The organism is Patulibacter sp. NPDC049589 (assembly GCF_040675535.1).
Classification (GTDB): Bacteria; Actinomycetota; Thermoleophilia; order Solirubrobacterales; family Solirubrobacteraceae; genus Patulibacter.
On sequence record NZ_JBFAPC010000023.1, the window covers coordinates 24,367 to 46,772 of the forward strand.

23 protein-coding genes and 1 riboswitch are annotated in these 22,406 nt (G+C 74.2%); of the genes, 10 read left to right on the top strand and 13 right to left on the bottom strand.

All coding sequences use genetic code 11. The annotated features are described in order from the left end of the window. Positions 1–28: 28 nt before the first annotated feature. Positions 29–817 (top strand): ParA family protein, encoded by a 789-nt coding sequence (locus AB0L40_RS06465; RefSeq protein WP_364350952.1) that lies wholly within the window; start codon positions 29–31, stop codon positions 815–817. Positions 818–904: 87 nt separating this feature from the next. Here the strand turns inward: AB0L40_RS06465 and thrB are convergent, their stop codons facing one another. Further along, positions 905–1,774, bottom strand: coding sequence for a homoserine kinase (gene thrB / locus AB0L40_RS06470; protein ID WP_364350955.1), 870 nt, complete (start codon positions 1,772–1,774; stop codon positions 905–907). Between the two features lie 95 nt (positions 1,775–1,869). On the opposite strand from thrB, the gene AB0L40_RS06475 reads away from it, so the two are divergent. After that, entirely contained in the window at positions 1,870–2,835 is a 966-nt protein-coding gene (locus AB0L40_RS06475; RefSeq protein ID WP_364350958.1) for a polysaccharide deacetylase family protein, read from the top strand. A gap of 87 nt (positions 2,836–2,922) precedes the next feature. Here the strand turns inward: AB0L40_RS06475 and thrC are convergent, their stop codons facing one another. From thrC to AB0L40_RS06505, 6 genes are all read right to left on the bottom strand, one after another. After that, positions 2,923–3,951 (bottom strand): threonine synthase, encoded by a 1,029-nt coding sequence (gene thrC, locus AB0L40_RS06480; RefSeq protein WP_364351017.1) that lies wholly within the window; start codon positions 3,949–3,951, stop codon positions 2,923–2,925. A gap of 89 nt (positions 3,952–4,040) precedes the next feature. Then, positions 4,041–5,294, bottom strand: coding sequence for a homoserine dehydrogenase (locus AB0L40_RS06485; protein WP_364350961.1), 1,254 nt, complete (start codon positions 5,292–5,294; stop codon positions 4,041–4,043). 128 nt (positions 5,295–5,422) lie between these two features. Further along, on the bottom strand, positions 5,423–6,703 hold the full coding sequence (lysA, locus tag AB0L40_RS06490) for a diaminopimelate decarboxylase (RefSeq protein ID WP_364350964.1): 1,281 nt from the start codon (positions 6,701–6,703) through the stop codon (positions 5,423–5,425). 45 nt (positions 6,704–6,748) lie between these two features. Then, positions 6,749–7,396 carry a hypothetical protein gene (locus tag AB0L40_RS06495; RefSeq protein WP_364350967.1) on the bottom strand — a complete coding sequence of 216 codons (648 nt, stop codon included), beginning with the start codon at positions 7,394–7,396 and terminating at the stop codon, positions 6,749–6,751. Positions 7,397–7,473: 77 nt separating this feature from the next. Then, positions 7,474–8,235: a prolipoprotein diacylglyceryl transferase family protein gene (locus tag AB0L40_RS06500; protein ID WP_364350970.1), complete on the bottom strand. Its 762-nt coding sequence runs from the start codon at positions 8,233–8,235 to the stop codon at positions 7,474–7,476. A 24-nt stretch (positions 8,236–8,259) separates the two neighbouring features. Beyond that, positions 8,260–9,489 (bottom strand): peptidoglycan DD-metalloendopeptidase family protein, encoded by a 1,230-nt coding sequence (locus tag AB0L40_RS06505; protein WP_364350973.1) that lies wholly within the window; start codon positions 9,487–9,489, stop codon positions 8,260–8,262. 254 nt (positions 9,490–9,743) lie between these two features. On the opposite strand from AB0L40_RS06505, the gene htpX reads away from it, so the two are divergent. Both htpX and AB0L40_RS06515 read left to right on the top strand, forming a co-directional pair. Continuing rightward, complete coding sequence (gene htpX, locus AB0L40_RS06510) at positions 9,744–10,652, top strand: zinc metalloprotease HtpX (protein ID WP_364350976.1); 909 nt, start codon at positions 9,744–9,746, stop codon at positions 10,650–10,652. Between the two features lie 4 nt (positions 10,653–10,656). Beyond that, positions 10,657–11,244, top strand: a complete 588-nt coding sequence (locus tag AB0L40_RS06515) for a hypothetical protein (RefSeq protein WP_364350979.1) — start codon at positions 10,657–10,659, stop codon at positions 11,242–11,244. Positions 11,245–11,342: 98 nt separating this feature from the next. Here AB0L40_RS06515 and AB0L40_RS06520 read toward each other — a convergent pair whose 3' ends face one another. From AB0L40_RS06520 to AB0L40_RS06530, 3 genes are all read right to left on the bottom strand, one after another. Then, positions 11,343–11,633, bottom strand: a complete 291-nt coding sequence (locus AB0L40_RS06520; RefSeq protein WP_364350982.1) for a hypothetical protein — start codon at positions 11,631–11,633, stop codon at positions 11,343–11,345. Beyond that, positions 11,630–12,424 carry a PspA/IM30 family protein gene (locus tag AB0L40_RS06525; RefSeq protein ID WP_364350985.1) on the bottom strand — a complete coding sequence of 265 codons (795 nt, stop codon included), beginning with the start codon at positions 12,422–12,424 and terminating at the stop codon, positions 11,630–11,632. Before AB0L40_RS06525 ends, AB0L40_RS06520 begins: the two co-directional genes overlap by 4 nt. Positions 12,425–12,624: 200 nt before the next feature. After that, positions 12,625–13,098, bottom strand: a complete 474-nt coding sequence (locus AB0L40_RS06530; RefSeq protein ID WP_364350988.1) for a peptidoglycan endopeptidase — start codon at positions 13,096–13,098, stop codon at positions 12,625–12,627. 198 nt (positions 13,099–13,296) lie between these two features. Next, positions 13,297–13,445, bottom strand: a riboswitch (cyclic di-AMP (ydaO/yuaA leader). Between the two features lie 195 nt (positions 13,446–13,640). On the opposite strand from AB0L40_RS06530, the gene AB0L40_RS06535 reads away from it, so the two are divergent. The 4 genes from AB0L40_RS06535 (at position 13,641) to AB0L40_RS06550 (ending at position 17,396) form a co-directional block, all read left to right on the top strand. Next, positions 13,641–14,948, top strand: coding sequence for a hypothetical protein (locus AB0L40_RS06535; protein ID WP_364350991.1), 1,308 nt, complete (start codon positions 13,641–13,643; stop codon positions 14,946–14,948). A gap of 53 nt (positions 14,949–15,001) precedes the next feature. Then, positions 15,002–15,283, top strand: a complete 282-nt coding sequence (locus tag AB0L40_RS06540; RefSeq protein ID WP_364350994.1) for a hypothetical protein — start codon at positions 15,002–15,004, stop codon at positions 15,281–15,283. A gap of 55 nt (positions 15,284–15,338) precedes the next feature. Further along, positions 15,339–16,427 (top strand): hypothetical protein, encoded by a 1,089-nt coding sequence (locus AB0L40_RS06545; protein WP_364350997.1) that lies wholly within the window; start codon positions 15,339–15,341, stop codon positions 16,425–16,427. Positions 16,428–16,601: 174 nt separating this feature from the next. Continuing rightward, entirely contained in the window at positions 16,602–17,396 is a 795-nt protein-coding gene (locus AB0L40_RS06550; protein WP_364351000.1) for a 3-hydroxyacyl-CoA dehydrogenase family protein, read from the top strand. 408 nt (positions 17,397–17,804) lie between these two features. Here the strand turns inward: AB0L40_RS06550 and AB0L40_RS06555 are convergent, their stop codons facing one another. Continuing rightward, positions 17,805–18,086, bottom strand: coding sequence for a 4a-hydroxytetrahydrobiopterin dehydratase (locus tag AB0L40_RS06555; RefSeq protein ID WP_364351003.1), 282 nt, complete (start codon positions 18,084–18,086; stop codon positions 17,805–17,807). Between the two features lie 11 nt (positions 18,087–18,097). Between AB0L40_RS06555 and AB0L40_RS06560 the strand changes: the two genes are divergently transcribed. Both AB0L40_RS06560 and AB0L40_RS06565 read left to right on the top strand, forming a co-directional pair. Further along, on the top strand, positions 18,098–19,051 hold the full coding sequence (locus AB0L40_RS06560; protein WP_364351006.1) for a cobalamin-binding protein: 954 nt from the start codon (positions 18,098–18,100) through the stop codon (positions 19,049–19,051). Beyond that, a complete protein-coding gene (locus tag AB0L40_RS06565) occupies positions 19,048–20,223 on the top strand; it encodes a glycosyltransferase (RefSeq protein WP_364351009.1) in 1,176 nt (391 codons plus the stop codon). The genes AB0L40_RS06560 and AB0L40_RS06565 overlap by 4 nt, the downstream gene beginning before the upstream one ends. Here AB0L40_RS06565 and AB0L40_RS06570 read toward each other — a convergent pair. Continuing rightward, positions 20,216–21,451, bottom strand: coding sequence for a hypothetical protein (locus AB0L40_RS06570; protein ID WP_364351012.1), 1,236 nt, complete (start codon positions 21,449–21,451; stop codon positions 20,216–20,218). The two genes, AB0L40_RS06565 and AB0L40_RS06570, sit on opposite strands and share 8 nt — an antisense overlap. Further along, positions 21,448–22,188, bottom strand: a complete 741-nt coding sequence (locus AB0L40_RS06575; RefSeq protein WP_364351015.1) for a rhomboid family intramembrane serine protease — start codon at positions 22,186–22,188, stop codon at positions 21,448–21,450. The genes AB0L40_RS06570 and AB0L40_RS06575 overlap by 4 nt, the downstream gene beginning before the upstream one ends. Between the last annotated feature and the right edge of the window lie 218 nt (positions 22,189–22,406).

Sequence of the window (22,406 nt, forward strand, 5' to 3'; positions counted from 1 at the left end):
CCTCCGGTGTCCCGCATACACTGCGCCGATGGCCCACCGGATCGCCGTGCTGTCCCAGAAGGGCGGCACCGGGAAGACCACCACCGTCCGCACGCTCGCCGACGCGTTCCGACGCGGCGGCCTGCGCGTCCTGGTCGTCGACCTGGACCCGCAGGGCAACCTCTCGGACTACTTCGACGTCCCACCGGACGCGACGCCGACGATCGCCGAGGTCCTGACCGGCCGCGCCGAGGCCTCCGCCGCGATCCACGACGGGATCGTCCCGGCCAACCTCCAGCTCGCCGAGGCGGAGCTCGCGCTCGCCGGCAAGATGGGCCGCGAGCTCACGCTCCGCAAGGTCCTGCGCGGCGCCGACGACGACGTCGACGTCGTGCTGCTGGACTGCCCGCCGAACCTCGGGCTCCTGACCGTCAACGCGCTGGTGGCCGCGACCCACGCGCTGATCGCCTGCGAGGCCCAGTACTTCGCGCTCCAGGGCGTCGAGCAGGCCCTGCAGGTGATCGAGCTGGCCAAGGACGGCCTGAACCCCGACCTCGAGTTCCTCGGCGCCGTCGTGACGAAGGCGGACCTCCGCACGGTCCACTCGCGCGAGGCCGTCGTGGCCCTGCGCGAGGCGCACCCGGGGAAGATCTTCGACGCCGTCATCCGGCAGTCGATCGCCTACGCCGAGTCGTCGGAGCGCGGCGTGTCGATCCTCGACCACCGTCCCGCCCTGGGCGCCGACTACCTGGACCTCGCGGGCGAGATCGCGGCGGCGCTGGGCGAGGCGTCGGCGAAGCGCCGGCTCGGCACGCTCGCCAAGGCGGCGCGGGCCTAGGAGCCCACCGGCGGTCGCGCACGTCCGGGGCGGCGAGCGGGCCCCGACGAGGCGCCGGGACGGGGTCGGCCGGGCGGAAGGGCCCGGTCAGTCGGGGACGACGACCGCGACCCGCGCGCCGTCGCCGACGAACGGGGCGTGCAGGACGGTCGCCCAGCCGTGGGCCCGCTCGCGCGCAGCCTCCAGCACGGCCGGCGCGTCGTCGGTGCTCGTCCACAGCATCACCGTCGGGCCGGCGCCGGAGACGGTCGCCCCGATGGCGCCGAGGCTCGTTGCGTCGTCGATCAGCTCGGACGAGCGCGGGAACAGCGCCGCGCGGTGCGGCTGGTGCAGGACGTCGCGCAGGCTGTGGGCGACGATCTCGAGGTCGCCGCGCTCCAGGCCGATCGCCAGCGACGCGCCCCAGGCGACGTTGGCCGTCGCGTCCTCCAGCGGCACGTGCTGCGGGAGGACCGCGCGCGCGGCAGCGGTGCGGACGGCCTCGTCGGGGACGACGAAGACGGCCTCGAGACCCTCGGGCGGGGCGATCCGGACCGTCCAGCTGCCGTCGGTCAGGACGATGCCCCCGAACAACGCGGCCGTGACGTTGTCGGGGTGACCCTCGACGTCGATGGCCAGCGGCAGCAGGGCCTCCGGCTCGGTGCTGCCGCCGTCGAGCGCCGCGGCGGCCGCCAGGCCCGCCACGATCGCCGTCGCGCTGGAGCCGAGGCCGCCGGCGAGCGGGATGTCGGTGCGGACCCGGAACGTCACGCCGTCGGCGGACCGCAGGCGCTCGAAGGCCTGGACGATGACGTTGTCGCGGCCCGTCGAGAGCGGCAGGTCGTGCTCGACGGCGAAGGTCCCGGTCTCCTCGACCTCGACGTGCAGCCAGAGGCCCAGGGCCGCGGCCATGCAGTCGAATCCCGGACCGAGGTTGGCGCTCGACGCGGGGACGGAGACGGAGACGGTGCGACCCATGCGAGGCCTACCGTACCCCACCCGGCGACCCGGCACGCGGGCCCCGGACGGGTCGGGAGGACGGTCCGTGGGGGCCGTGTGGCAGGCTGACGGGCGTGGCACCAGCGTCCCGCCGAGCGCCCCGCTCGCTCGTCCCCGTGATCGTGCTGCTGAGCGTCGTCCTGGCCGGGCTGATCGCCGTGATCGTCCTCCGCGGGAGCGACGCCCCCGCCGGCGGGACGACCGTCGCGCAGACGGTGCCGACCCCCGGCCCCGCCGCCCGGCCGCCGACCGCGACGGTCGCCGCGGCCACCGCCGCGCTCGACGGACGGCCGGCCCGCCGCGACACCTCGGCGTGGACCACGCGCGGGGCCCGCGCGAAGGCGGCGGCCGTGCCGATCCTCATGTGGCACGTCGTCGCCACGCCGCGGCCCGGCACCCCCTACCCCGACCTCTGGGTCACCCCGGAGGCGTTCGCCGCCCAGGTCGCCGGCCTGCGCGACGCCGGGTTCACGGCGGTGACGATGCACGACGTCTGGACCGCCTGGAAGGACGGCACCCCGCTGCCGCGGCGCCCCGTCGTCCTGAGCTTCGACGACGGCGACCTCTCCCACGTGACGAACGTCGCGCCGGTCCTCTCCCGCGAGCGGTGGCCGGGCGTCCTGAACCTCGCGGTGAACCACCTCGGCCCCAAGGGCCTGCCGATGTGGGGCGCCCGGCGCCTGATCCGCGAGGGCTGGGAGATCGACTCGCACACCGTCGACCACCTCGACCTGACCACCCTGGACGACGCCGCGCTGGCCGACCAGCTCGTGCGCTCGCGGCGCCTGATCAAGAGCCGCCTGGGGGTCTCGACGCGGTTCCTCTGCTACCCGGCGGGGCGCAACGACGACCGCGTCCGCGCCGCCGCGCTGCAGGCCGGCTACGTCGCGGCGACGACGGTGGAGCCGGGCATCGCGGCGCCCGCCGACGACCCGTTCCTGCTGCCGCGGATCCGCGTCGGCCCGGGCACGACGCCCGAGGCCCTGGTCCAGCAGGCGCGCGGGACCGCGGCGCCGCCGGCCGGCGGCGGTCCCGCCTGACGGCGGGCACCCCTGCGGGTGCCCCGAGCCTCGCCGCAGTCCGGGCACGGTCCCGACCCGCTCGGGGCGGGCCCCGCACCCCGCCAACTAGCTGATCAGGACCTTCTCGAGCGCCTTCAGCGTCGGCTCGCACGGCACGACCGGCGGCGACTCGTCCAGCGCCGTCTGCGGGTCCTTCAGGCCGTGGCCGGTGAGCACGCAGACGATCCGCTGGGCCTCGCCGGCGCCGTGCTTCAGGAGCCCGGCGACCGACGTGGCCGACGACGGCTCGCAGAAGACGCCCTCGTTGCGGGCGAGGAAGCGGTAGGCGTCGAGGATCTCCTCGTCGGTGACGTCGGCGACGTTGCCGCCGGAGCCGGTCATCGCCGCCATCGCCTCCTCCCACCGTGCCGGGGCGCCGATGCGGATCGCGGAAGCGATCGTCTCGGGCTCGGAGACCATCTCGCCGCGGACCAGCGGGTTGGCGCCGCGGGCCTGGAAGCCGTGCATCGCGGGCAGCTGGACCGACGGGTCCTCGGCGTGGAGCTCCTGGAAGCCCTTCCAGTACGCGGTGATGTTGCCGGCGTTGCCGACGGGGATGCAGAGCGCGTCGAGCCGGCCGTCGAGGTCCTCCATGACCTCGAAGGCGGCGCACTTCTGGCCCGCGATGCGGAAGTCGTTGACCGAGTTGACCAGCGCGATCGGGTGGATCTGCGTGATCTCGCGGACGAGGCGCAGGGCCTCGTCGAAGTTGCCGCGCAGCGCGACGACCTGCGCGCCGTGCATCAGGGCCTGGGCGAGCTTGCCGGCGGCGATCTTGCCGTCGGGGACGAGCACGACGCCGCGGATGCCGGCGCGCGCGGCGTAGGCGGCCAGCGACGCGGCGGTGTTGCCGGTCGACGCGCAGATCACGGCGTCGGCGCCGTCCCGGACGGCGGCCGAGACCGCGCAGGTCATCCCGCGGTCCTTGAACGATCCGGTCGGGTTGAGGCCCTCGTACTTCAGGAAGACCTCGGCGCCGACGCGCTCGGACAGCCGCGGGGCGAAGATCAGCGGCGTCGAGCCCTCGTTCAGCGAGACGATCGGGTCGCCCGGCTCGAACGGCAGCCGGTCCATGTAGCGCTCGATCAGGCCCATGCGGCGGATCGAGTCCTCGCCGGTCAGGCGGAAGGCCGGGGCCTCGGCGCGGGCGCCGCCGGGCGGGGTGATGAGGTCGTCGGGGCGGCTCACGACGCGAACTCCTCGTCGATCACGCGGATGGCGCGCGGGGTGGCGGTCACGAAGTCCTTCGAGGCGATCAGCTGGACGGCCCCGTAGAAGCGGGACTCCAGCACCGGGTGGACGACCAGGACGAGCCGGGCAGGGTGGGGAAGGGGACCCTTTCCGGTGCCCTTCTGGACGACGCTCTTGACGGAGACGCCCTGCAGGCCGAGGACCTGGGCGATCTGGGCGAGCACGCCGGGCCGGTCCGCGACCTCGACGTGCAGGTAGAAGCTCGACTCGACGTCGGCGACGAAGCCCAGCTGGTTCTGCGTCGGCGGCGTCTGGGCGGGCGGGATCATCGCGGAGATGACGTCGCCGATCACCGCCGTGGCCGTCTGCGGGCCGCCGGCGCCGGGACCGGAGAGCGTGATCTCCGTGATCGCGGGCGACTCGATGGTGACCGCGTTGAACGGGCCGTCGACGGACGACAGCGGGTGGCCGGCGTAGAGGAACGCCGGGTGCACCCGGACGGCGAGCTCGTCGCCGATCCGCTCGGCGGTGCCGATCAGCCGGAGCGACAGGCCGAGCTCGCGGGCGTACTCGATGTCCTCGGTCGTCAGGTGCTCGATGCCCTCGTACGGAACGTCGGAGAGGTGCACCGGGGTGTCGAAGGCCAGGCGCGCGAGGATCGCCATCTTGGCGGCGGCGTCCTTGCCCGACACGTCGTCGGAGGGGTCGGACTCGGCGTAGCCGAGCTCCTGGGCCTCCTTCAGCGCCTCGCCGTACGACGCGCCGGTGGCGGCCATCTGGCTGAGGATGAAGTTCGTGGTGCCGTTGACGATGCCGTGCAGCCGGTCGATGTGCTGGCCGGTCAGCGATTCCTGCAGCACCCGGATGATCGGCACGACGCCGGCCACCGCGGCCTCGAAGCGCAGCTGCACGCGGTGCTCGCGGGCCAGCGCCCAGAGCTCCTCGCCGTGCTCGGCCAGGAGCTGCTTGTTCGCCGTGACGACGTGCTTGCCCGCCCGGATGGCGCGCGTGACGTACTCGTGCGCGGGGTGGATCCCGCCCATGACCTCGACGATGAGGTCGGCGTTCGCGAGGATCTCCTCGAAGTCGCCGCGGCTGGTCGTGAGCACCCCCGTGACCTCCGGCCGCAGGCCGGTGACGTGGGCGATCGCGTCCGCGCGCTCGGGCAGCAGCAGGTCGACGGCCGAGCCGACGGTGCCGTGGCCGAGCAGGCCGACGCGGAACGGGGCAGGGGCGTCCGGCGACATCGCGCCGGATCATCGCACGCGCCCCTGGGACGACGGCCTCACGTGGACGACGGACCCGCCCCGTCCGACGCCGGTCGTGAACGCCCCGCGGCGAGGGCTCCGCGTGGACGACGTGCACACCCGCGGCGTCAGACGTCCCGCGACCAGAGCTCGTCGATGCGCTCGCGGCGCACGACGACGCGCGAGCGGCCGCCGGAGACGAAGACCACCGGCGGGCGGGGCACGCCGTTGTACGTGTTCGCCATCGCGTAGCCGTAGGCCCCGGTCACCGGCGTCACGAGGACGTCCCCCGGCTTCGGGTCGTCGAGCTCGGCGTCGGCGACCAGCACGTCGCTGGACTCGCAGTGCTTGCCGACGACGCGGCACGCCGTCGCGCCGGCGGCGCCGCGCGCGACGAAGCGGTCGGCGATCTGGGCCTCGTAGCGGGCGCCGTAGAGCATCGGGCGCAGGTTGTCGGCCATGCCGCCGTCGACCGCGACCCACGTGGAGACGTTCCGCTTGACGGTCTCCACGGTGTAGAGCGTCACGCCGCTGCGGCCGACCAGGGAGCGGCCGGGCTCGTCGGAGATCCGCACGCGCTCGCCGATCAGGTCCCGGACCGCCGAGACCTTGACGCGCGCGTACTCGTCGACGGTCGGCAGCCGGCCGGCCTCGTCGGCCGTGTAGGCCACGCCGAGCCCGCCCCCGAGGTTGACCTCGGCGATCCCGTCGGTCAGCGGCGCGATCGCCGCGACCGCGCGGCGGAAGACGTCGAGCTCCAGGAGCTGGGACCCGACGTGGAAGTGCAGCGCCTCCAGCCGCAGCGAGCCGAGCCCGCGGATCCGGTCGATCGTCGCCCGCGCCTCGTCGAGGCCGAGCCCGAACTTCGAGTCGGCCTGGCCGGTCGAGATCCCGTCGTGCGTGTCGCCGCGGACGTCGGGCGTGACGCGGATCGAGACGGCCTGGACCGTCCCCCGATCCGCGGCGATCCGCGCGAGGCGCGTGACGTCGTCCCCGTTGTCGACGACGACCTGCCGGAGGCCGTGATCGACGGCGGCCTGCAGCTCGCCCTCGGACTTCGCGTTGCCGTGCAGGTGGATCCGGTCCGGGGCGAACCCGGCGTTCAGCGCGAGGGCGAGCTCGCCGCCCGACGCGACGTCGCAACCCAGGCCCTCCTCCTCCAGCACGCGCAGGACCGCGGTGCACGGGAAGGCCTTCGACGCGAACGACACGTGCGCGCCCGGCGCGTAGCGGTCGAAGGCCACGCGGTACGCGCGGGCCTGCTCGCGCAGGTCCTCCTCCGCGACGACGTACGCGGGGGTGCCGTGCTCGCGGGCCAGCTCGAGCGCGTCGCAGCCGCCGAGCAGCAGGTGCCCGTGGTCGTCCAGGGCACTGCCCCGGGGGTAGACGGCGAGCGGATCGGCGGACATCGCCGCCGGATGATGGCAGCGCCGCCCGGACGGCGGCGGGTGGCGCTACTTGGCGCCGAGCGCCCCGCCGAGCCCGTCGCCGAGGCCGCGGACCGTCTCGTCGATCGCGGTGCCCAGGCCCTTCACGAGCCCGCCGAGCGCGGACTGCGGCCCGCCGACCACGGCGGCGAGACCGTCGGTCACGGCCGACGTGACGTCCGCGAGGTGCTCCGTCGTCTCGTTCAGCGACTTGCCGAGCCCGGCGACGGGGGTCGTCACGGGCGCGGCCGCCGTGACCGGGTTGGTGGCCGGCGGCGTCGCCGACGGTCCTTCGACCGACGGCGTGGACTTCGAAGGTGCGGGCGCGGTCGGAGCGCGCAGCGGCGTCGGCTCCGACGCCGTGGTCGTCCCGGTCGTCGTGGCCGGGGTCCCCTGCGGGGTCGCGGCGGCGACGGTCGTCGGGGCGGCCGTGGCGGGCGGGGCCGGCAGCGCCACCGACGCGTCGGCGTCGCCCGACGCGACGAGGGCCGGGGCCGCGGCGCGGCTGTCCCCCACGACCAATGGCGCGTCGGTCCCGGGGGCCGGCAGGCTCACGACGCCCGTGCTGCCGAGCACGCCCGCCGCCCCGGCGGCCAGGACGACGGCGGCCACGACCGGGAGCGCCCCGAGGCTGACCCCGGGCACCACCGATCCAATGAGGCGCAGGCGGGCCATGCTCGAGCGATCGGCAGCCCTCGGCCGCCGCACGAGCCCCCGGCGGCCGAACTGGACGGACGTACGAGCGTTCTGCGTCAGGATGCGACCTGGGTGCGGGCGGCGCGGAGCCGCCAGACGAGGAGCGCGCCGCCGACGATCAGCATCCCGATGCTCGTGACCTGCGCGGTCGTGAGCCCGAGATCGACGTCGGGGTTGCGGCGCCAGAACTCCACGACGAAGCGCTCCAGCCCGGCGAACACCAGGTAGAGCCCGAACAGCGCGCCGGCGGGGAGCCGGTCGCGGAGCTGCCAGAGGATCATCGCGGCGACCCCCATGACGACGGTCTCGAAGATCGGCGTCGGCAGCACCGTGACGCCGGGGTCGGTCGCGACGGCGCCCTTCGGGTAGCCCATCGCCCACGGCGCGTCGGACGTCCGGCCGTAGTCCCCGTCGCCGGAGACCTGGCAGCCGACGCGGCCGAGCGCGTAGCCGAGCGCGAGGGACGGCGCCGCGGCGTCGAGCAGACGGGCGTTCAGGTGCCCGCGCCACCGCGCCCAGGCCAGGACGGCGAGGGCGCCGCCGAGCGCACCGCCGTACCAGGTGAGCCCGGAGCCGCCGAAGATCGAGCCGAAGACGTCGCCCTTCGCGTCGGACCAGTTGTCGATCAACCAGTACGCGCGGGCACCGACGAGGCCGCCGAGCAGCGCGGCCAGGAGGGCCTCCGTCGCCTGGTCGCCGGGCCAGCGCAGCTCGCGGAAGCGCCGCGTCAGCAGCGCGCCGGCGGCGAGGAAGGCGAGGGCGAAGCACAGCCCGAACGTCTTGATCGGGAGGCCCAGCAGGTCGATCTCGGGCTGCACGACGGAAAGGCTAGCCCCCCGGACCTACAGGTAGCCCATCGGGTCCTTCTGGACCCCGCCCACGCGCGTCTCGAAGTGGATGTGCGGGCCGGTCGAGTTGCCGGTGTTGCCGCTGGCGGCCACCACCTGGCCCTTGGCGACCTTCTGGCCGACGGTGACGCCCAGCCGCGAGTTGTGGCCGTAGCACGTGGACAGCCCGCCACCGTGGTCGATGCAGACGTAGTTGCCGTAGCCGCCGACCCAGCCGGCGATGCGCACGGTGCCCGCCGCGGCGGCGTGGACCGGCGTGCCGACGGGCACGGCGATGTCGATGCCGCCGTGCAGGCGCCCCCAGCGGTAGCCGAAGGGCGAGGTGAACTGCCCGTCGGCCGGCCAGTCCAGCGCCCCGCTGCCCTTCTTGATCCCGCCGCCACCGCTCGGCATCCCGGAGAGCTGCGACTGGATCTTGCTCTCCTCCTTCTCGAGGCCGTCGAGGTGCTCCTCGAGGTCGTGGCGGTCGCCGCGGACGCTCTTCAGGAGCGTCTTGCGCGACGCGCGGGCCTCGCTCATCGAGCTGCGGGCGCTGACGAGGCGGCCCTTGACCTGGACGACCTCGTTGCGGCGCGACTCGATGCGGTCGTTCGCGGAGCGCTGCCCGCGCTCCAGCACCGCCAGCTTCTTCTCGGTGCCGACGGCGTCGGCCTTGGCGGCCTTCACGGTCTCCATCACGCGCTGGTCCTGGGCGCCGATGCGCGCGAGGAACTCGCCGCGCTCGACGAGGTCCGAGAAGCCGCGCGCGGAGACCACGACGGACACGAGGTCCGGCTTGTCCGCCTGGTACAGCTCGACGAGCCGGGCGGCCAGGATCTCGCGCGACTCCTTCAGCCGGGCCTGCAGGCGCACGAGCCGGGCGCGCTCGGTGCGCAGCTCCGCCTGCGTGCGCGTGAGCTCCGCCTGGCTGCGGTCGAGGTCCGCCTGGACCGCGTCCTGCTTGCCCTGCAGCACGTCGATCTTGCCCTGCAGGCCGCCGATCTGACTGCTGTAGCGCCGGACGTCGGCGGTCAGGACCCGCTCGCGGCGCTTCTTCGCCTCGACCTTGCCGCGGGCCGAGCCGATCTTGCCGCGCAGCTGCTCGAGCTGCTGCTGCGAGGCGGCCTCGGCCTCCGATGGACCGGCGAGGGCTCCCCCGCCGGTGGCGAGTCCGGCCGTGACGAGGACGGCGACGCCGGTCGAGGCGAGCAGGCGTGAAGGGCGGCGGGCGGAGGTCCGGGGCACAGACGTCCGAAGGTACGGGCGGCGCGGGCCCCGACCAAGCCGTGCAACCCCCTTTGCGGGCCTTGCCCCGCGGCCGACGGGTCCTGCCGGGGCTGGCGTGCCGCCGCTCGGCGCCTCCTGGCGCCCCGCAACGGACCTGGCGCGGCGCCACTGGCGGCCCCCGCCGCGTAAGGGGCGCTGAGCACCGGGTAAATCTTCGGCGCGCAGGGCGATTCCGCGGCGGCCGGAGGCCCGCCGTGTGGGACGATGGACCCATGCCTCGCGGTGCATCGTTCGGAAAGGACCCCGGCCTCCAGGCCCGGATGGTCGGAACCCTCTTCGCACTGGGCCTGCTCTACGTCGTGTTCATGGGGGTGCTGTTCGCCGCCCTGGGCAACGCGGGGCCCGTGATCATCATCTGCCTGGCCCTGCTGCTGTTCCAGTTCTTCACGGCGGACAAGCTCGCGCTCCGCTCGATGCACGCGCACGAGGTGACGCCCGAGCAGGCGCCGGAGCTGCACGCCCTCGTCGACCGGCTCTGCCTCCAGGCCGACCTGCCGAAGCCGAAGGTCGCGATCGCCGACGACCGGATGCCCAACGCGTTCGCGATCGGCCGCACCCGCAAGAGCGCGACCGTCGCGGTCACCACCGGGGTGCTCGAGCTGCTGCCGCCGGCGGAGCTCGAGGGCGTCCTCGCGCACGAGCTCGCCCACATCGCCCACCGCGACGTCATGGTCATGACGCTCGCGAGCTTCTTCGCCTCGCTCGCCGCGATGATCGTCCAGAACGCCATCTGGTTCGGCGGCGGCAGCAGCGACCGCGACGACGACGACGGCCCGGGCCTCCTGGCCGTCATCGCGATCTCCGCGCTCGTCTACGCGATCAGCTTCTTCCTCCTGCGCGCGCTGTCGCGGTACCGCGAGTACGCGGCCGACCGCGGCGCAGCGATCGTGACGGGGCGTCCCAGTGCCCTGGCCGCGGCGCTGGTCCGCATCAGCGACGGGATCGAGAAGACCCCGCAGCGGGACCTCCGCGAGGTCGGGGCCGTCCAGGCGTTCTACATCCTGCCCCCGCGCGCGAAGAACGCGATCGGCAGCCTCTTCTCGACGCACCCGCCGATGGAGAAGCGGATCGCCGCGCTGCAGCAGATCGAGACGCAGCTCCAGCTCGGCCGGACGGTCTGACCCCGTGGGCTTCCTCGACACGCTCTTCGGGCGCACCAAGACCGTCAAGCAGGTCCGCCCGGACCGCCTCTTCGCGCTGACGACCGCCGCCGTCGACCTCGAGGCCGGCCACGGCATCGTCACCACCGGCGAGGCCGCCATCGTCTTCCAGCCGCTGGCGACCGGCGACTTCAACGAGATCGCCGACGACGCGGAGGCGATCCTCCGCAGCTCCGGCGAGGACACCGGCACCACGGTCGTCCGCCGCGACGACGAGTTCGGCTACCGCTGGATGGTCCTGCAGGACCCCGACGTCGACGACCAGGTCATCGGCGTCAACGCGGTGATGGAGTCGTTGCAGGCCGGCGGCTACGCCGACCGGGTGCTCTGCGCGGTCTTCGCGTTCCGAGAGGAGCGGACGTCGAGCCCGCTGCACCTCGTGTACCTCGCCAAGCGCGGAACCTGGTACCCGTTCGTCCCCGTGCCGGGCCAGACGAAGGAGCGCGGCCGTGAGCGCGAGCTGCAGCTGCGCGCCGTCCTGGACCCGATGATGGGCCTCGAGCCCGAGATGGACCGCTGGTACCCCCTCTGGGGCGCCCCGATCGGCGCCTGAGCGGCCCAGCCCCCTGGGAACGCAGAAGGCCCGCCATCGGCGGGCCTTCTGCGTTCCGTGCGACCCGGGCCCGTCGGGCACCGTGCCGCCGGCCGGGGTTAGGCCTCGGCCGGGTCCGGGACGAGGCCCTCGCCTGTGAACTCCTGGCCGGCCTCGGCGAAGGAGAAGTCGTCCGCCGGGATCAGCACGTCGGAGCCGATGAGCTCGTCGTCGGCCAGCGGGGTCCCCTTCTCGCGCACGAACGCCAGGAGCTTGGCGAACTCGCGGGCGTAGCCCTCGGGGTCCCCGGCGTCGACGGCCGCGACGACCGCGTCGTCGATGTCGTTGAGCGCCGCGTGCGTGTCGTCCGCCAGCCGGTACTGCTGGTCCATGAAGATCCGGACGATCACGCCTCCTTCTCCTGGCTCTGTGGCGCCGGGGCCGCGTCGGGAGCCGGGGTGCCGCCGGCGCCCAGCTCGGCGGCCGGGGCGCTGCCCTGGCCGAGCTCGGCCTTCATCCGCTCGAGCTCGGAGTCGACCTGCGACCCGGCGGAGAGCGCCTCGAGCTGACGATCGATGTCGTCCTTGCCCGAGCCGAGCTCCATCATGTCGCCGAACGTGCCGGCCTCCTCGAGCTCCGCGACGGCGTCCGCGCGGGCCTTCATGTTCTCCGTCTTGTCGACGGCGCGCTGCATCGCCATGCCGACCTCGGCCATGGACTCGCCGACGCCGGTGGCCGCCTCCGAGATCCGGACCTGGGCCTCCGCGGCGTTGTACTGCGCCTTGATGACCTCCTTCTTGGTCCGGAACTGCTCGACCTTCGTGCGCAGCTTCTGCTCGCTGGCGACGAGGGCCTGCTGCTGGTTCTCGAGGTCCTGGATCTGACCGCTCAGGCCCTGAAGCTCGGTCTGGATCAGCGTCTTGCGCTCCAGCGCGGTGCGGGCGAGGTCCTCCTGCCCGGCGGCGAGCGCCTGACGGGCCTGCGTGTCGAGCTTGACGATCGACTGCTGCTGCTTGTCGGTCTGCAGCTGCAGGCGCTTCTTCGCCGTGACGACGTCGGCGATGCCCTTCTTGACGTTCTGGAGGTTCTCCAGCTGCTTCTGGTAGCTGTAGTCGAGCGTCTCGCCGGGGTCCTCGGCCTTGTCCAGAACCCGGGACAGCTTCGCTTTGATGGTGGTGGACATGCGGGCGCCGAGACCCATGTGGTGCTCCTCGTGGCGTTCTTGGGGATGATCGCCGGTCAGCCTATCGGTCCTGCCTCAACGGTCCGTGAAGTCGACGCGGGCCGGGGACGTGGCGCGCCGGGAGTCGTCGCCCGCGACGAGGCCCCGGAACGACGAGAGGCGCCGCGATGCGGCGCCTCTCGGAAGCGGGGCGGGCCGTCGGGCCCGGGGCCGGCGGCCTACAGGCCGTCGGGGTGCGTGACGACGTACTCGTCCTCGTCGGTGCGGTTGTCCGGGCGCCACTGCGGGCCCTTGGCGCCGCTGGGGTCCTTCGCGGCGGAGGTGTCGAGGCGCAGGCCGGCGATGATCGCGAAGGCGTGGCCGGAGTTCCCGTAGACCGAGATCCACTGGCCCTCGCCCTCGATGCCGTTCTTCCAGGCGTCGTCGAACTCGTAGGACGCGAGCGGGGTCTTCAGCAGGCCGCCGCCGATGAGCGCGTAGGAGACGGTGCCGGAGCAGTCGTAGGCCGTGTCCTCGACGCGGGCGTGGCCGCCGCCGAGGCGGTAGGGCTTGCCGACGATCTTGTTCGCCGCGACGACCGCGGACTGGACCTGCGCCGGGGCCTTCAGCGGAACCCGGGCGAACCAGGCGGTGCGACCGTCGACCGTCTTGCCCTTGTACCGCTTGGCCTTGATGCCGTTGGTGGTGCGCATCCCGACGGGGATGACGACGGTGCCTGGCGCCGCGGGCGCCGCCGGCGTGACCGGGGCGGGTGCGGGCGTGGGAACCGTCGGGGCGACACCGCCGGTGGCCGGAGCCGCCGTCTGTGCTGAAGCGGAAGCCGTGACGCCGGTGAACCCGGCGGCCAGGACGGCGGTCATCGCTATGGCCCGTGAAGTCAAACGCACTACGTGCTCTCTTTCGTCGGCCTACGGGGTTAGCTGACGGGCTAGCGCAGAAAGAGACAGCGCTTCCACCGGAAGACCGGCGAATTAGCCCCAAGAACACGTGGTTCCCCCGCCCACCGGATTCGACTCCGGTGATTCGGCTGCCGGGACAGTAGCAGTCCTGCCGCAAGACGGCACCCACTGTTGCAACGAGCCGTGCAGCCGCGAGGGTTCCGTGCGCCCGGGCGGTGGGTCGTGCGAGGCCGAGACCTCCGGCGACGACGCACGTACCCGCGAGAGGGCGCCGCCGACCCCTCGTCGCTGTGCGTTCGCGCACGGACGGCGGCCGTGCGGTTACCGTGCCCCCGATGCGTCCGGTCCCCACCCGCTCCCGCCGCGCGACGGCGGCCGCCGCCCTGGCCGTCTCGGCCGCCCTCGTCCTCGCCGGCTGCGGCGGGGGCGACGACGCCGAGTCGCCCTTCACCCCGCCGAAGGGCGACGACTCCTCGGCGTCCGCGCTCGGGTTCCCCGTCGTCGCCACCCGGAACACGACCCGGACGGGTACGAAGGACCCGGTGGACGCCGCCGCGGCCGTCGCCCGCGCGGCGTACCCGGACGGCTCGGAGGCCAGCCGCGCGAAGGCCGTGACGATCGTCGACGACCAGGACTGGCGGACGGCGCTGGCCGCCACGTCGCTCGCCGCGCCCCCGATCGGCGCACCCCTCCTGTTCAGCGACGGCGCGAAGCTCCCGGACGCCACGGTGTCCGCGATCGACGCCCTGAAGCCGTCCGGCAGCGACGCGGCCGGCAAGGCGCAGGCCGTGCTCGTCGGCAAGGTCGGACGGCCCTCCGGCCTGCGGACGGACGCCATCGAGGGCGCCGACCCCTACGAGCTGGCGCGCGCGATCGACCGGTACACCACGCAGGCCCGCGGCCGCTCGAGCGACCGCGTCCTCGTCGTCAGCGCCGATCGCCCCGAGTACGCCGTGCCGGCCGCCGCCTGGCTGGCGAAGTCCGGGGACCCGCTCGCGTTCGTGACGAGCAAGGGCATCCCGCCGGCCACCGCCCGTCAGCTCGCGTCGCACCCGAAGGCGACCATCTACGTGCTGGGGCCCAGCGCCGTGGTCCGCCCGTCGGTCACCAAGCAGCTGCGCAAGTACGGCACCGTCAAGCGCGTCGGCGGCGTCAGCCCGACCGACAACGCGATCGGCTTCGCCCGCTACAAGGACGGCTCGTTCGGCTGGAACGTCAACCAGCCCGGCCACGGGTTCCTCATCGCGCGGGACACCGACACGCTCGGCGCGATCAGCCTCGCGCCGTTCGCGGCCTCCGGCCTGCACGGCCCGCTGCTGCTCCTGGACTCCTCCGACCAGCTCTCGGTCCCCGTGCGCGAGTACCTGCGCGACGTCAAGCAGGGGTACTACCCCGACGACCCGACCCTCGACGCGACCGCGGTCGCGCGCTACAACCGCGCGTGGCTGACCGGCGACGTCTCGCAGATCAGCGCGAAGGTCCAGGCGCAGATCGACACGCTGCTCGAGCTCGCGCCCGTGGACGACTCGCCGTCCGGCGGCGACGACGGGCTGCCCCGCGACGGCTCCGGCACGACCACGGCCCCGAAGTCGACCACGAAGGCCCCGGCCACCACCACGACGCCGACGCCGAAGGCGCCCTGAGCGCGCGGCCCCGCCACGTGGCGGGGCCGCGCGGGGATCGGTACAACAGACGCATGAGCGAAGCGCAGCGGCCGGACCAACGCGATCTCGGCGTCGCCGTCACGGTCGACGACATCCGCCGGCTCACGGGCGCCGCCACCCCGCACTTCGCGCAGCAGATCCGCAACCGCGTCGCGCGGCTGATCGACGGCCTGCCCGCGCAGCACCCCGCGCGCCTGGTCGGCGAGGCCGAGGTCCGCCGGCTGACGGCGCTGGGGACGAGCGGGGAGGTCCGCGGCGGCACCGCGCAGCCCGGCATGCCCGGCCTGCCCTCCACCGCCCTGCCCAAGGGCTGACCCGGGCCGGCCCGCCCGGCCGGCCACGCCCGTCCGTCCCGCACCCGAGGTCCAGATGCCCGCGTCCGTCCCGCCCCCCACGCCCGGCCCGCCGCTCTGGGAGGCCGTCCGGGGGCTGCGGCTCCACGTCGACGGACTCGAGCTGCAGACCCTCGAGCGCCCGACGAAGATGGGCGTGCGCCTGACGACCGTCGTCCGCCTGCGCGGCGCCGGCCACGAGGGCGTCGGCGAGGACGTGACGTACGACCCGTTCTCGCACGCGGCGCTCCAGGGATGGGACGGCCTGCCCGAGGTGCGCGGAGACTGGACCACCGAGTCGTTCTCCGCGATCTTCGACAGCGTCTCGCTCTTCCCGGCCCCGCCCGTCCACGACGTCGACGAGCGCTACCGCCGGTGGGCGTTCGAGTCCGCCGCGCTGGACCTGGCGCTCCGCCAGTCCGGCACCGACTGGGCCACGGCCGTCGGTCGCGAGGTCGGCCCCCTGACGTTCGTCTCCTCGCGCGGCGTCGGCGACCCGCCGGAGGCCGCGACGATCGACGACCTGCGGCGCCGGTCCCCGGGGCTCGGCATGAAGCTCGACCTCGGGCGCGAGTGGGACGCCGCGTCGATCGCGGCCCTGGCGGCCACGGGCGCCGCCACCACCGTCGACCTCAAGGGCCTCTACCGCGGCACGCCGGTCGACGCCCCGATCGACGCCGAGCTCTACGCGCTGCTGGTCGACGGCCTGCCGGACGCCTGGTTCGAGGACCCGTTCGTCGACGACGACACGCGGCCGGTCCTGGCACCGCACGCCGGGCGCCTGACGTGGGACGTGCCGCTGCACGACGTCGCGGACCTCGACGCGCTGCCCTTCGCGCCCTCCGCGGTCAACCTGAAGCCGTCGCGGATCGGCAGCCTCCGGGAGCTCTCGGCCTTCTACGAGGCCTGCCGCGAGCGCGGGATCGGCACGTACTCGGGCGGTCAGACCGAGCTCGGCCCGGGGCGCGGCCAGGCGCAGCTGCTGGCCGCGACCTACCATCCGGGCGGCCCGAACGACCTCGCCCCGATGCCGTTCAACGACGTCGACCTGCCCAGCGAGCTCCCGTCGTCCCCGCTGGCACTGGCGGTCTCCCCCACGGGCTTCCGGCTCGCGGGCGACGAGTAGCCCCGCCGGGGCAGCGCCCGGGTTGCAGCGCCCCGGGCCCCGGGCCGGATCGCCCACGGTGGACACGGTGCGCTGTCCGTTCCGACAGCCGCGCGACGCGGCGGGGTGCCGCGGTTTCCGACGGCCGGTAGGATGCCGCGCTTCCCCGTCTTCGTTCAGCGAACCTGGAACCCCATGTCTGAGACAGTCGCCGTCGCCGGATCCGGCACCATCGCCACCGGTATCGCGGTCACCGCCGCCAAGACCTCGCCCGTGCTGCTGTGGGCACGCTCCCCGGAGAGCGCCGCCCGCGCGCAGAAGGCGATCGACAAGCAGGGCGCCAAGCTCGAGATCGACGTCACCGGCGTCACGGTCACGACGGACATCGAGGACCTCGCGAAGGGCACCTACCTGATCGAGGCCGTGTCCGAGGACCACGCCACCAAGGCCGAGGTCTTCGACAAGCTCGAGTCGATCATCCACGAGGGCGCGATCCTCGCGACGACGACGTCGTCGCTGTCGATCGAGACGCTCGCGGAGGCCTCCGGCATCCACGAGCGGTTCGTCGGCCTGCACGTCTTCAACCCCGTCACGAAGATGGAGCTCATCGAGCTCATCTTCCCGGCCGCCGCGTCGGAGGACACCAAGGAGCGCTCCCGCGCGCTCGCGCTCGCCTGGGAGAAGACGGCGGTCGAGATGCCCGACATCCCCGGGTTCGTCGTCAACAAGCTGCTGTTCCCGTTCCTCTTCAACGCCGTCGAGCTGAAGGAGCAGACCGGCCTGGCCGCCAAGGACATCGACACCTGCATGCAGCTCGGTGCCGGCCAGCCGATGGGGCCGTTCGCGCTGCTGGACTTCGTCGGGCTCGACGTCTCCAAGGCGATCGGCGAGGTCATCGGCGCCCCGGTCCCCGCCGCGCTCGAGGCGCTCGTCGCCGAGGGCAAGCTCGGCCGCAAGACCGGCGAGGGCTTCCTCGACTGGAGCCGCTGAGGCCCGGGCGTCGCCGGCGCGGAGCCGCCGGCCCGCAGCAGCACCCGAGGGCCCGCGACGCGGGCCCTCGCCCGTTCGGGGACGTGAGACACCCCGGCAAACAAATGACCCCGAGGAGCGAGCTCCTCGGGGTCATCCGTGCGTGTGTGTGGTGGTCGAGGCGACGAATCGCCCCTCCCGTATGTTGCTGCAGCGCCGTCCCGGGCACTGCAGCGTGTTGTCCCGTCCAGCCGCACCAGGATCGGCTCGGACAAGGACATATTGACTGATCCGAGACAGATCGTTCGCCGCGAAACCTTCGTTTGGCGGCAAAAGACTCAAGTCCTTAGGTTCCGCACATTGTGTTGACCCAAACGGGCCATCTCGAAAACGAGCCCTCGAAGGCCGCCCGACGACCCTGGATGGACGTCACTGCAGCTCGTCCACCCGCTCCGCGAGTTCCAGGTCGTTCTCCGTGATGCCCCCGGAGCTGTGCGTCCGGAGCCGCAGGCGCACCTGGTTGTAGTCGTGCAGCGCGATGTCGGGGTGATGCCCCTGGGACTCCGCCAGACCACCCACCGCAGTGACGAAACCGAGGGCCGCCGCGAAGTCCCGGAACGACCACTCGCGCTCGAGCCCCCCGTCCCTCAGTGCCCACGCGTGCCCCTCGAGCCACGTGCCGAGCCGTCCTTCACCGATCAGGTCTGCCATAAACAGGGATAGTGGAGCACCTGCCGCCCGGACGCCATCACCTCCGCGGGCCGCGGCGCATCGTCTCGCTCGTCCCGCACGCGACGGAGCTCCTGTTCGCGCTCGGCCTCGGCGACCGCGTGGTCGGCGTGACGCACGAGTGCGACCACCCCGCGGCCGCCCGGTCGCTGCCGCGCGTGACGTCGAGCGTCCTGCCCGCCGGCCTGGACGCCGCGGGTATCGACGCCGCCGTCAGCGCGCTCGCGCGCGCCGGCGGATCGCCCAACCGCCTGGACGCCGACGCGCTCGAGGAGCTGCGCCCGGACCTGATCATCACCCAGGAGCTGTGCGCCGTCTGCGCGGTGTCCCACGACGACGTGCTCGCCCTGACCGCGGACCTGCCCGGCCCGCCGGACGTCCTGTCGCTGGATCCCCACACCTTCGGCGAGACGCTCGACGACGTCCGGATGCTCGCCGCCCTCTGCGACGTGCGCGAGGCCGGCGACGCGCTGCTGCGGGAGATCGGCGGGCGCGTCGACCGCGTCCGGATCGCCCTGCGCGCCGCCGACCGCCCGCGCGTCGCCGCGATCGAGTGGTTCGACCCGGTCTACGCGGCGGGCCATTGGACGCCGCAGCTCGTCGAGATGGCCGGTGGGATCGATCTCCTCGGCCTGCCCGGCGAGCACAGCGCCCGGACCACGTGGGAGGACGTGGCCCTGCTGCGCCCCGACGTCGTCGTCTGCATGCCGTGCGGCTACGACGCCGAGCGCTCGCGCGCCGAGGCGCTCCCGCACCTCGCGCGCCTGCGGGCGACGGGCGCGGGGCGGATCGTCGCCGTCGACGCCTCCGGGCTGTTCTCGCGGCCCGGCCCGCGCCTGGTCGCCGGCCTCGAGACGCTCGCCCACGCGCTGCACCCGAACCTCGTGGCGTCGGCTCCCGGACTCGTCCTGGACCTGCCGGCGACCCCCGCGGTGGCGCCCCGATGAGCGTCCCGAGCCGCGTCCTGTACCTCCACAGCTCCGCGGGCCGCTACGGCGCCGACCGGCAGCTCGTGGCGATGGCCGGTGGGCTGGACCCCGACCGCTACCGCGCGACGGCCGTCCTGGCTGAGGACGGCCCGCTCGTCGGGGACCTCGAGGACGTCGGCGTCGACGTCGTCGTCCGGCCGCTGGCCGTGCTCCGGCGGGAGCTCCTGTCCCCCGGCGGTCTCGTCCGGGTCGGGCGCGAATGGGCGTCCGACCTGCTCGGTCTCGGCCGGCTGGCGCGTGCCCGCGGGGTCCGGATCCTCCACACCAACACGTCGGTGACGCTCGGCGGCGCGCCGGCCGCCGCGGCCCTCGGGATCCCCCACGTGTGGCACGTCCGGGAGATCTACACCGGCTTCGAGCGGTACTGGCCGGCCTACGGGCGGATGCTGCTGACGGCCGACGCCGTCCCGTGCGTGAGCGAGGCGGTGCGCGAGCAGTTCGCGGGCCTCCCCCGCGCCGCGCGGGCGGCGGTCCTGCACGACGGGCTCGCGCTGCGTCCCGACCCCGTCGGCCGGGCGCAGGCGCGCGCGGCCCTGGGCGTGCCGGCCGACGCCTTCGTCGTGGCGCTGCTCGGGCGCCTGTCCGCCTGGAAGGGCCAGCAGCTCCTCGTCGAGGCGCTCGGCCGCGAGCCGCTGGCCGCCGACGGGCGCAGCGTCGTCCTCCTGGCGGGCTCCGCGTGGCGCGACGATCCGGCCCTCGGAGACGCCCTCCGGGCGCGCGCCGCGGCGCTCGGCGTCGCCGACCGCGTCCTGCTCCCCGGGTTCGTCGACCGCGTCGGCCTCGTCTACGCCGCCGCCGACGTCGTCGCGGTGCCCTCGACCCATCCCGACCCCCTCCCGAACTCCGCGCTGGAGGCCGCCGCGGCCGGGTGCTGCGTCGTGGCCGCGGACCACGGCGGCCTGCGCGAGATCCTCGACGGGGGCCGGACCGGGGTGCTGGTGCCGCCGGGGGACGCCGGCGGCCTGGCGGATGCGCTGGCGACGCTGCGCGACGACCCGGACCGCCGCGCGCGACTCGGGGGCCTCGCCGCCGAGGACGCCGCGGCGCGCTTCGGGGCCGAGCGGCTGGCCGCGGGCCTGCAGGACCTCTACGACGCGGTGCTGGCGCGCCGCGGCGGCACGATCAGCTGATCGTGCCGCACTCGCGGAAGCCCAACGCCATCAGGGCGTCGAGCGAGCTCTGCTGCGCGAGGTCGAGCTGCGCCGCGGTGGTGTCGCTCGTCTCCCCCGCAGCCGCCTGCTCCGCCAGGCTCTCGGCGAGCGCCGCGACCTCCTGACCCGAGCGCACGGCGTCGGCCTGGACCGGCGCCAGCGTCGCGGCACCGGTGAGGTCGATCCGGCTCACGCCGTCGCTGATCCGGCGCCACGCGTCGGCGAGCCCGCGGAAGCCGACGCCGATGCCGGCCGTCGACGTCGCGCGGCCGACCGTCCGGTACCCGCCGTCGACGCGCGGCCGGAGCTCGCCGCAGATCGCGTTGCCGGTCCGGACCGCGGACGGCGAGCTCGGGCCGCCGAGGCACGGGGCGCCGAGCTCGCGAAGCGAGGCGAACGCCTCGAGCAGCTGGAGGACGGACGGTAGCTGCGAGCTGTCGGGGGCGTTGCGGGCGAGCGTCGCCGCGTCGCCGGTCTCCGTCGCCCGGAGCGCCTCGCGGAGCCCGTCGCGGAGCTCCACCAGGCCACTGCGGGGCTCCCCGACGAGGCCGTTCAGGACGTTCGGGAGCTCGTCGTCCTGGAGCATGTCGAGGACCTCGGAGACGCCGCGCAGCCGGACGGTCACCGCCCGGCGGTAGCCCGCCGGGTCGGTCGTCAGGGGCGCCAGGCGGCTCGTCGTCAGCGCACGGGAGCAGCGCCGGGCGGTCTCCAGGCGCCAGGCGCCCAGGCCGCCGACGCCCGGGTCCGCGCGCCAGCCCGCGCCCGCGCGCGTGGCGCGCGAGACCTCCGGACCGCCCTTCACGCTGACCGTGGCGACGTCGCCGTCGACCACGGCCTCCAGGGGCTTGCCGATCGTCGCCGGCAGCGGCTCGAGCGCGGCGCGCAGCAGGCGGTTGGGGACGTTCCGGCACTCGGTGCGGGGCGACGGGAGGAAGCTCGCCAGGTCCGCGAGCTCCTTGCGCGTGCGGTCGCCGACGGCGGCGCACAGGCGACGCGAGGTCGGCGTCGGGCGACCGGTGACGGACGCCGCCAGGCGATCGGTGGCCTCGATGGCCCCGCGCCGCTCCTCCGGGCTGCCGCCCCCGCCTCCGAGGAGCAGGACGACGGCGACGGCGACGACCACGACGAGGGCGACCACCCCGCCGAACAGCGGCAGGCGGCCCAGGCGGCGACGACCGCCGCCGGCGAGCGGGGTGGCTGGGCTCATCGGAGCGTCGCCGTCTCGTACAGGGGCTCGGACACGCCCACGGCCGCGACGACGGCGATCACGCAGAGCCCCGCGCAGAGCGCCGGGCCGAGCCAGGCCGGGCCGCGCTTGCGGCCCTCGTGCAGCGCGACGGCCGCGAGCGCGCCGAAGACGAGGCCGCCGAGGTGCCCGCCCCAGCTGACGTCCGGGCGGAACGAGAGCACGAGGTTGATGACCAGCAGGAACCCGAGCTGGCTCTGGAAGATGTTCTCGCCGCGACGGCGCATCTCGACGACGAGGTAGCCCGCCAGGCCGAAGACCGCGCCGGAGGCCCCGACCGTGACGCCCTGGGTCTGGATGATCGCGCCGAGCGACCCGCCGAGCAGCCCGACGAGGTAGATGAGCGCGAAGCGCCCGCTGCCCTCGCGGCCCTCGATCTCGCTGCCCAGGAACCACAGGAGCAGCATGTTGAAGGCGATGTGGATGATGCCGGCGTGCAGGAAGCCGCCGGTGACCAGACGCCAGTACTGACCGTCGTTGACCTCCCAGCCGGTCAGCCAGCCGTTGCGGTCGATCCAGGACTGGTTCGTGCCCTCGAGCCCGAAGTTGCCGCCCGCGAGGAACGCGACGACGCAGACGGCGATGATCGCCTGCGTGACCTGCGGCAGGTGCCCGCCGCCGATCGACGAGATCGTGCGGACCTTCGTGCGCTGCTTGGCGCACTCCGGGCACCGCATGCCGACGGGCGTGGACGTCATGCAATCGGGGCAGATCGGACGGTCGCAGTTCGAGCAGGACACGCCTGTCTCGCGCGCCGGGTGGCGGTAACAGGTGGCCATCGGCTGGGGAGCGTATCGGTCGCGGCTGAGGCGGCGATCAACGCCTGCCGAGGCGCTCGACGCCCCGATCCACGACCATCGAGAGTGCGGTCCTCCTCGTCTGAGGAGGACCACCGCACTCTCGATGCCCCAGCGTG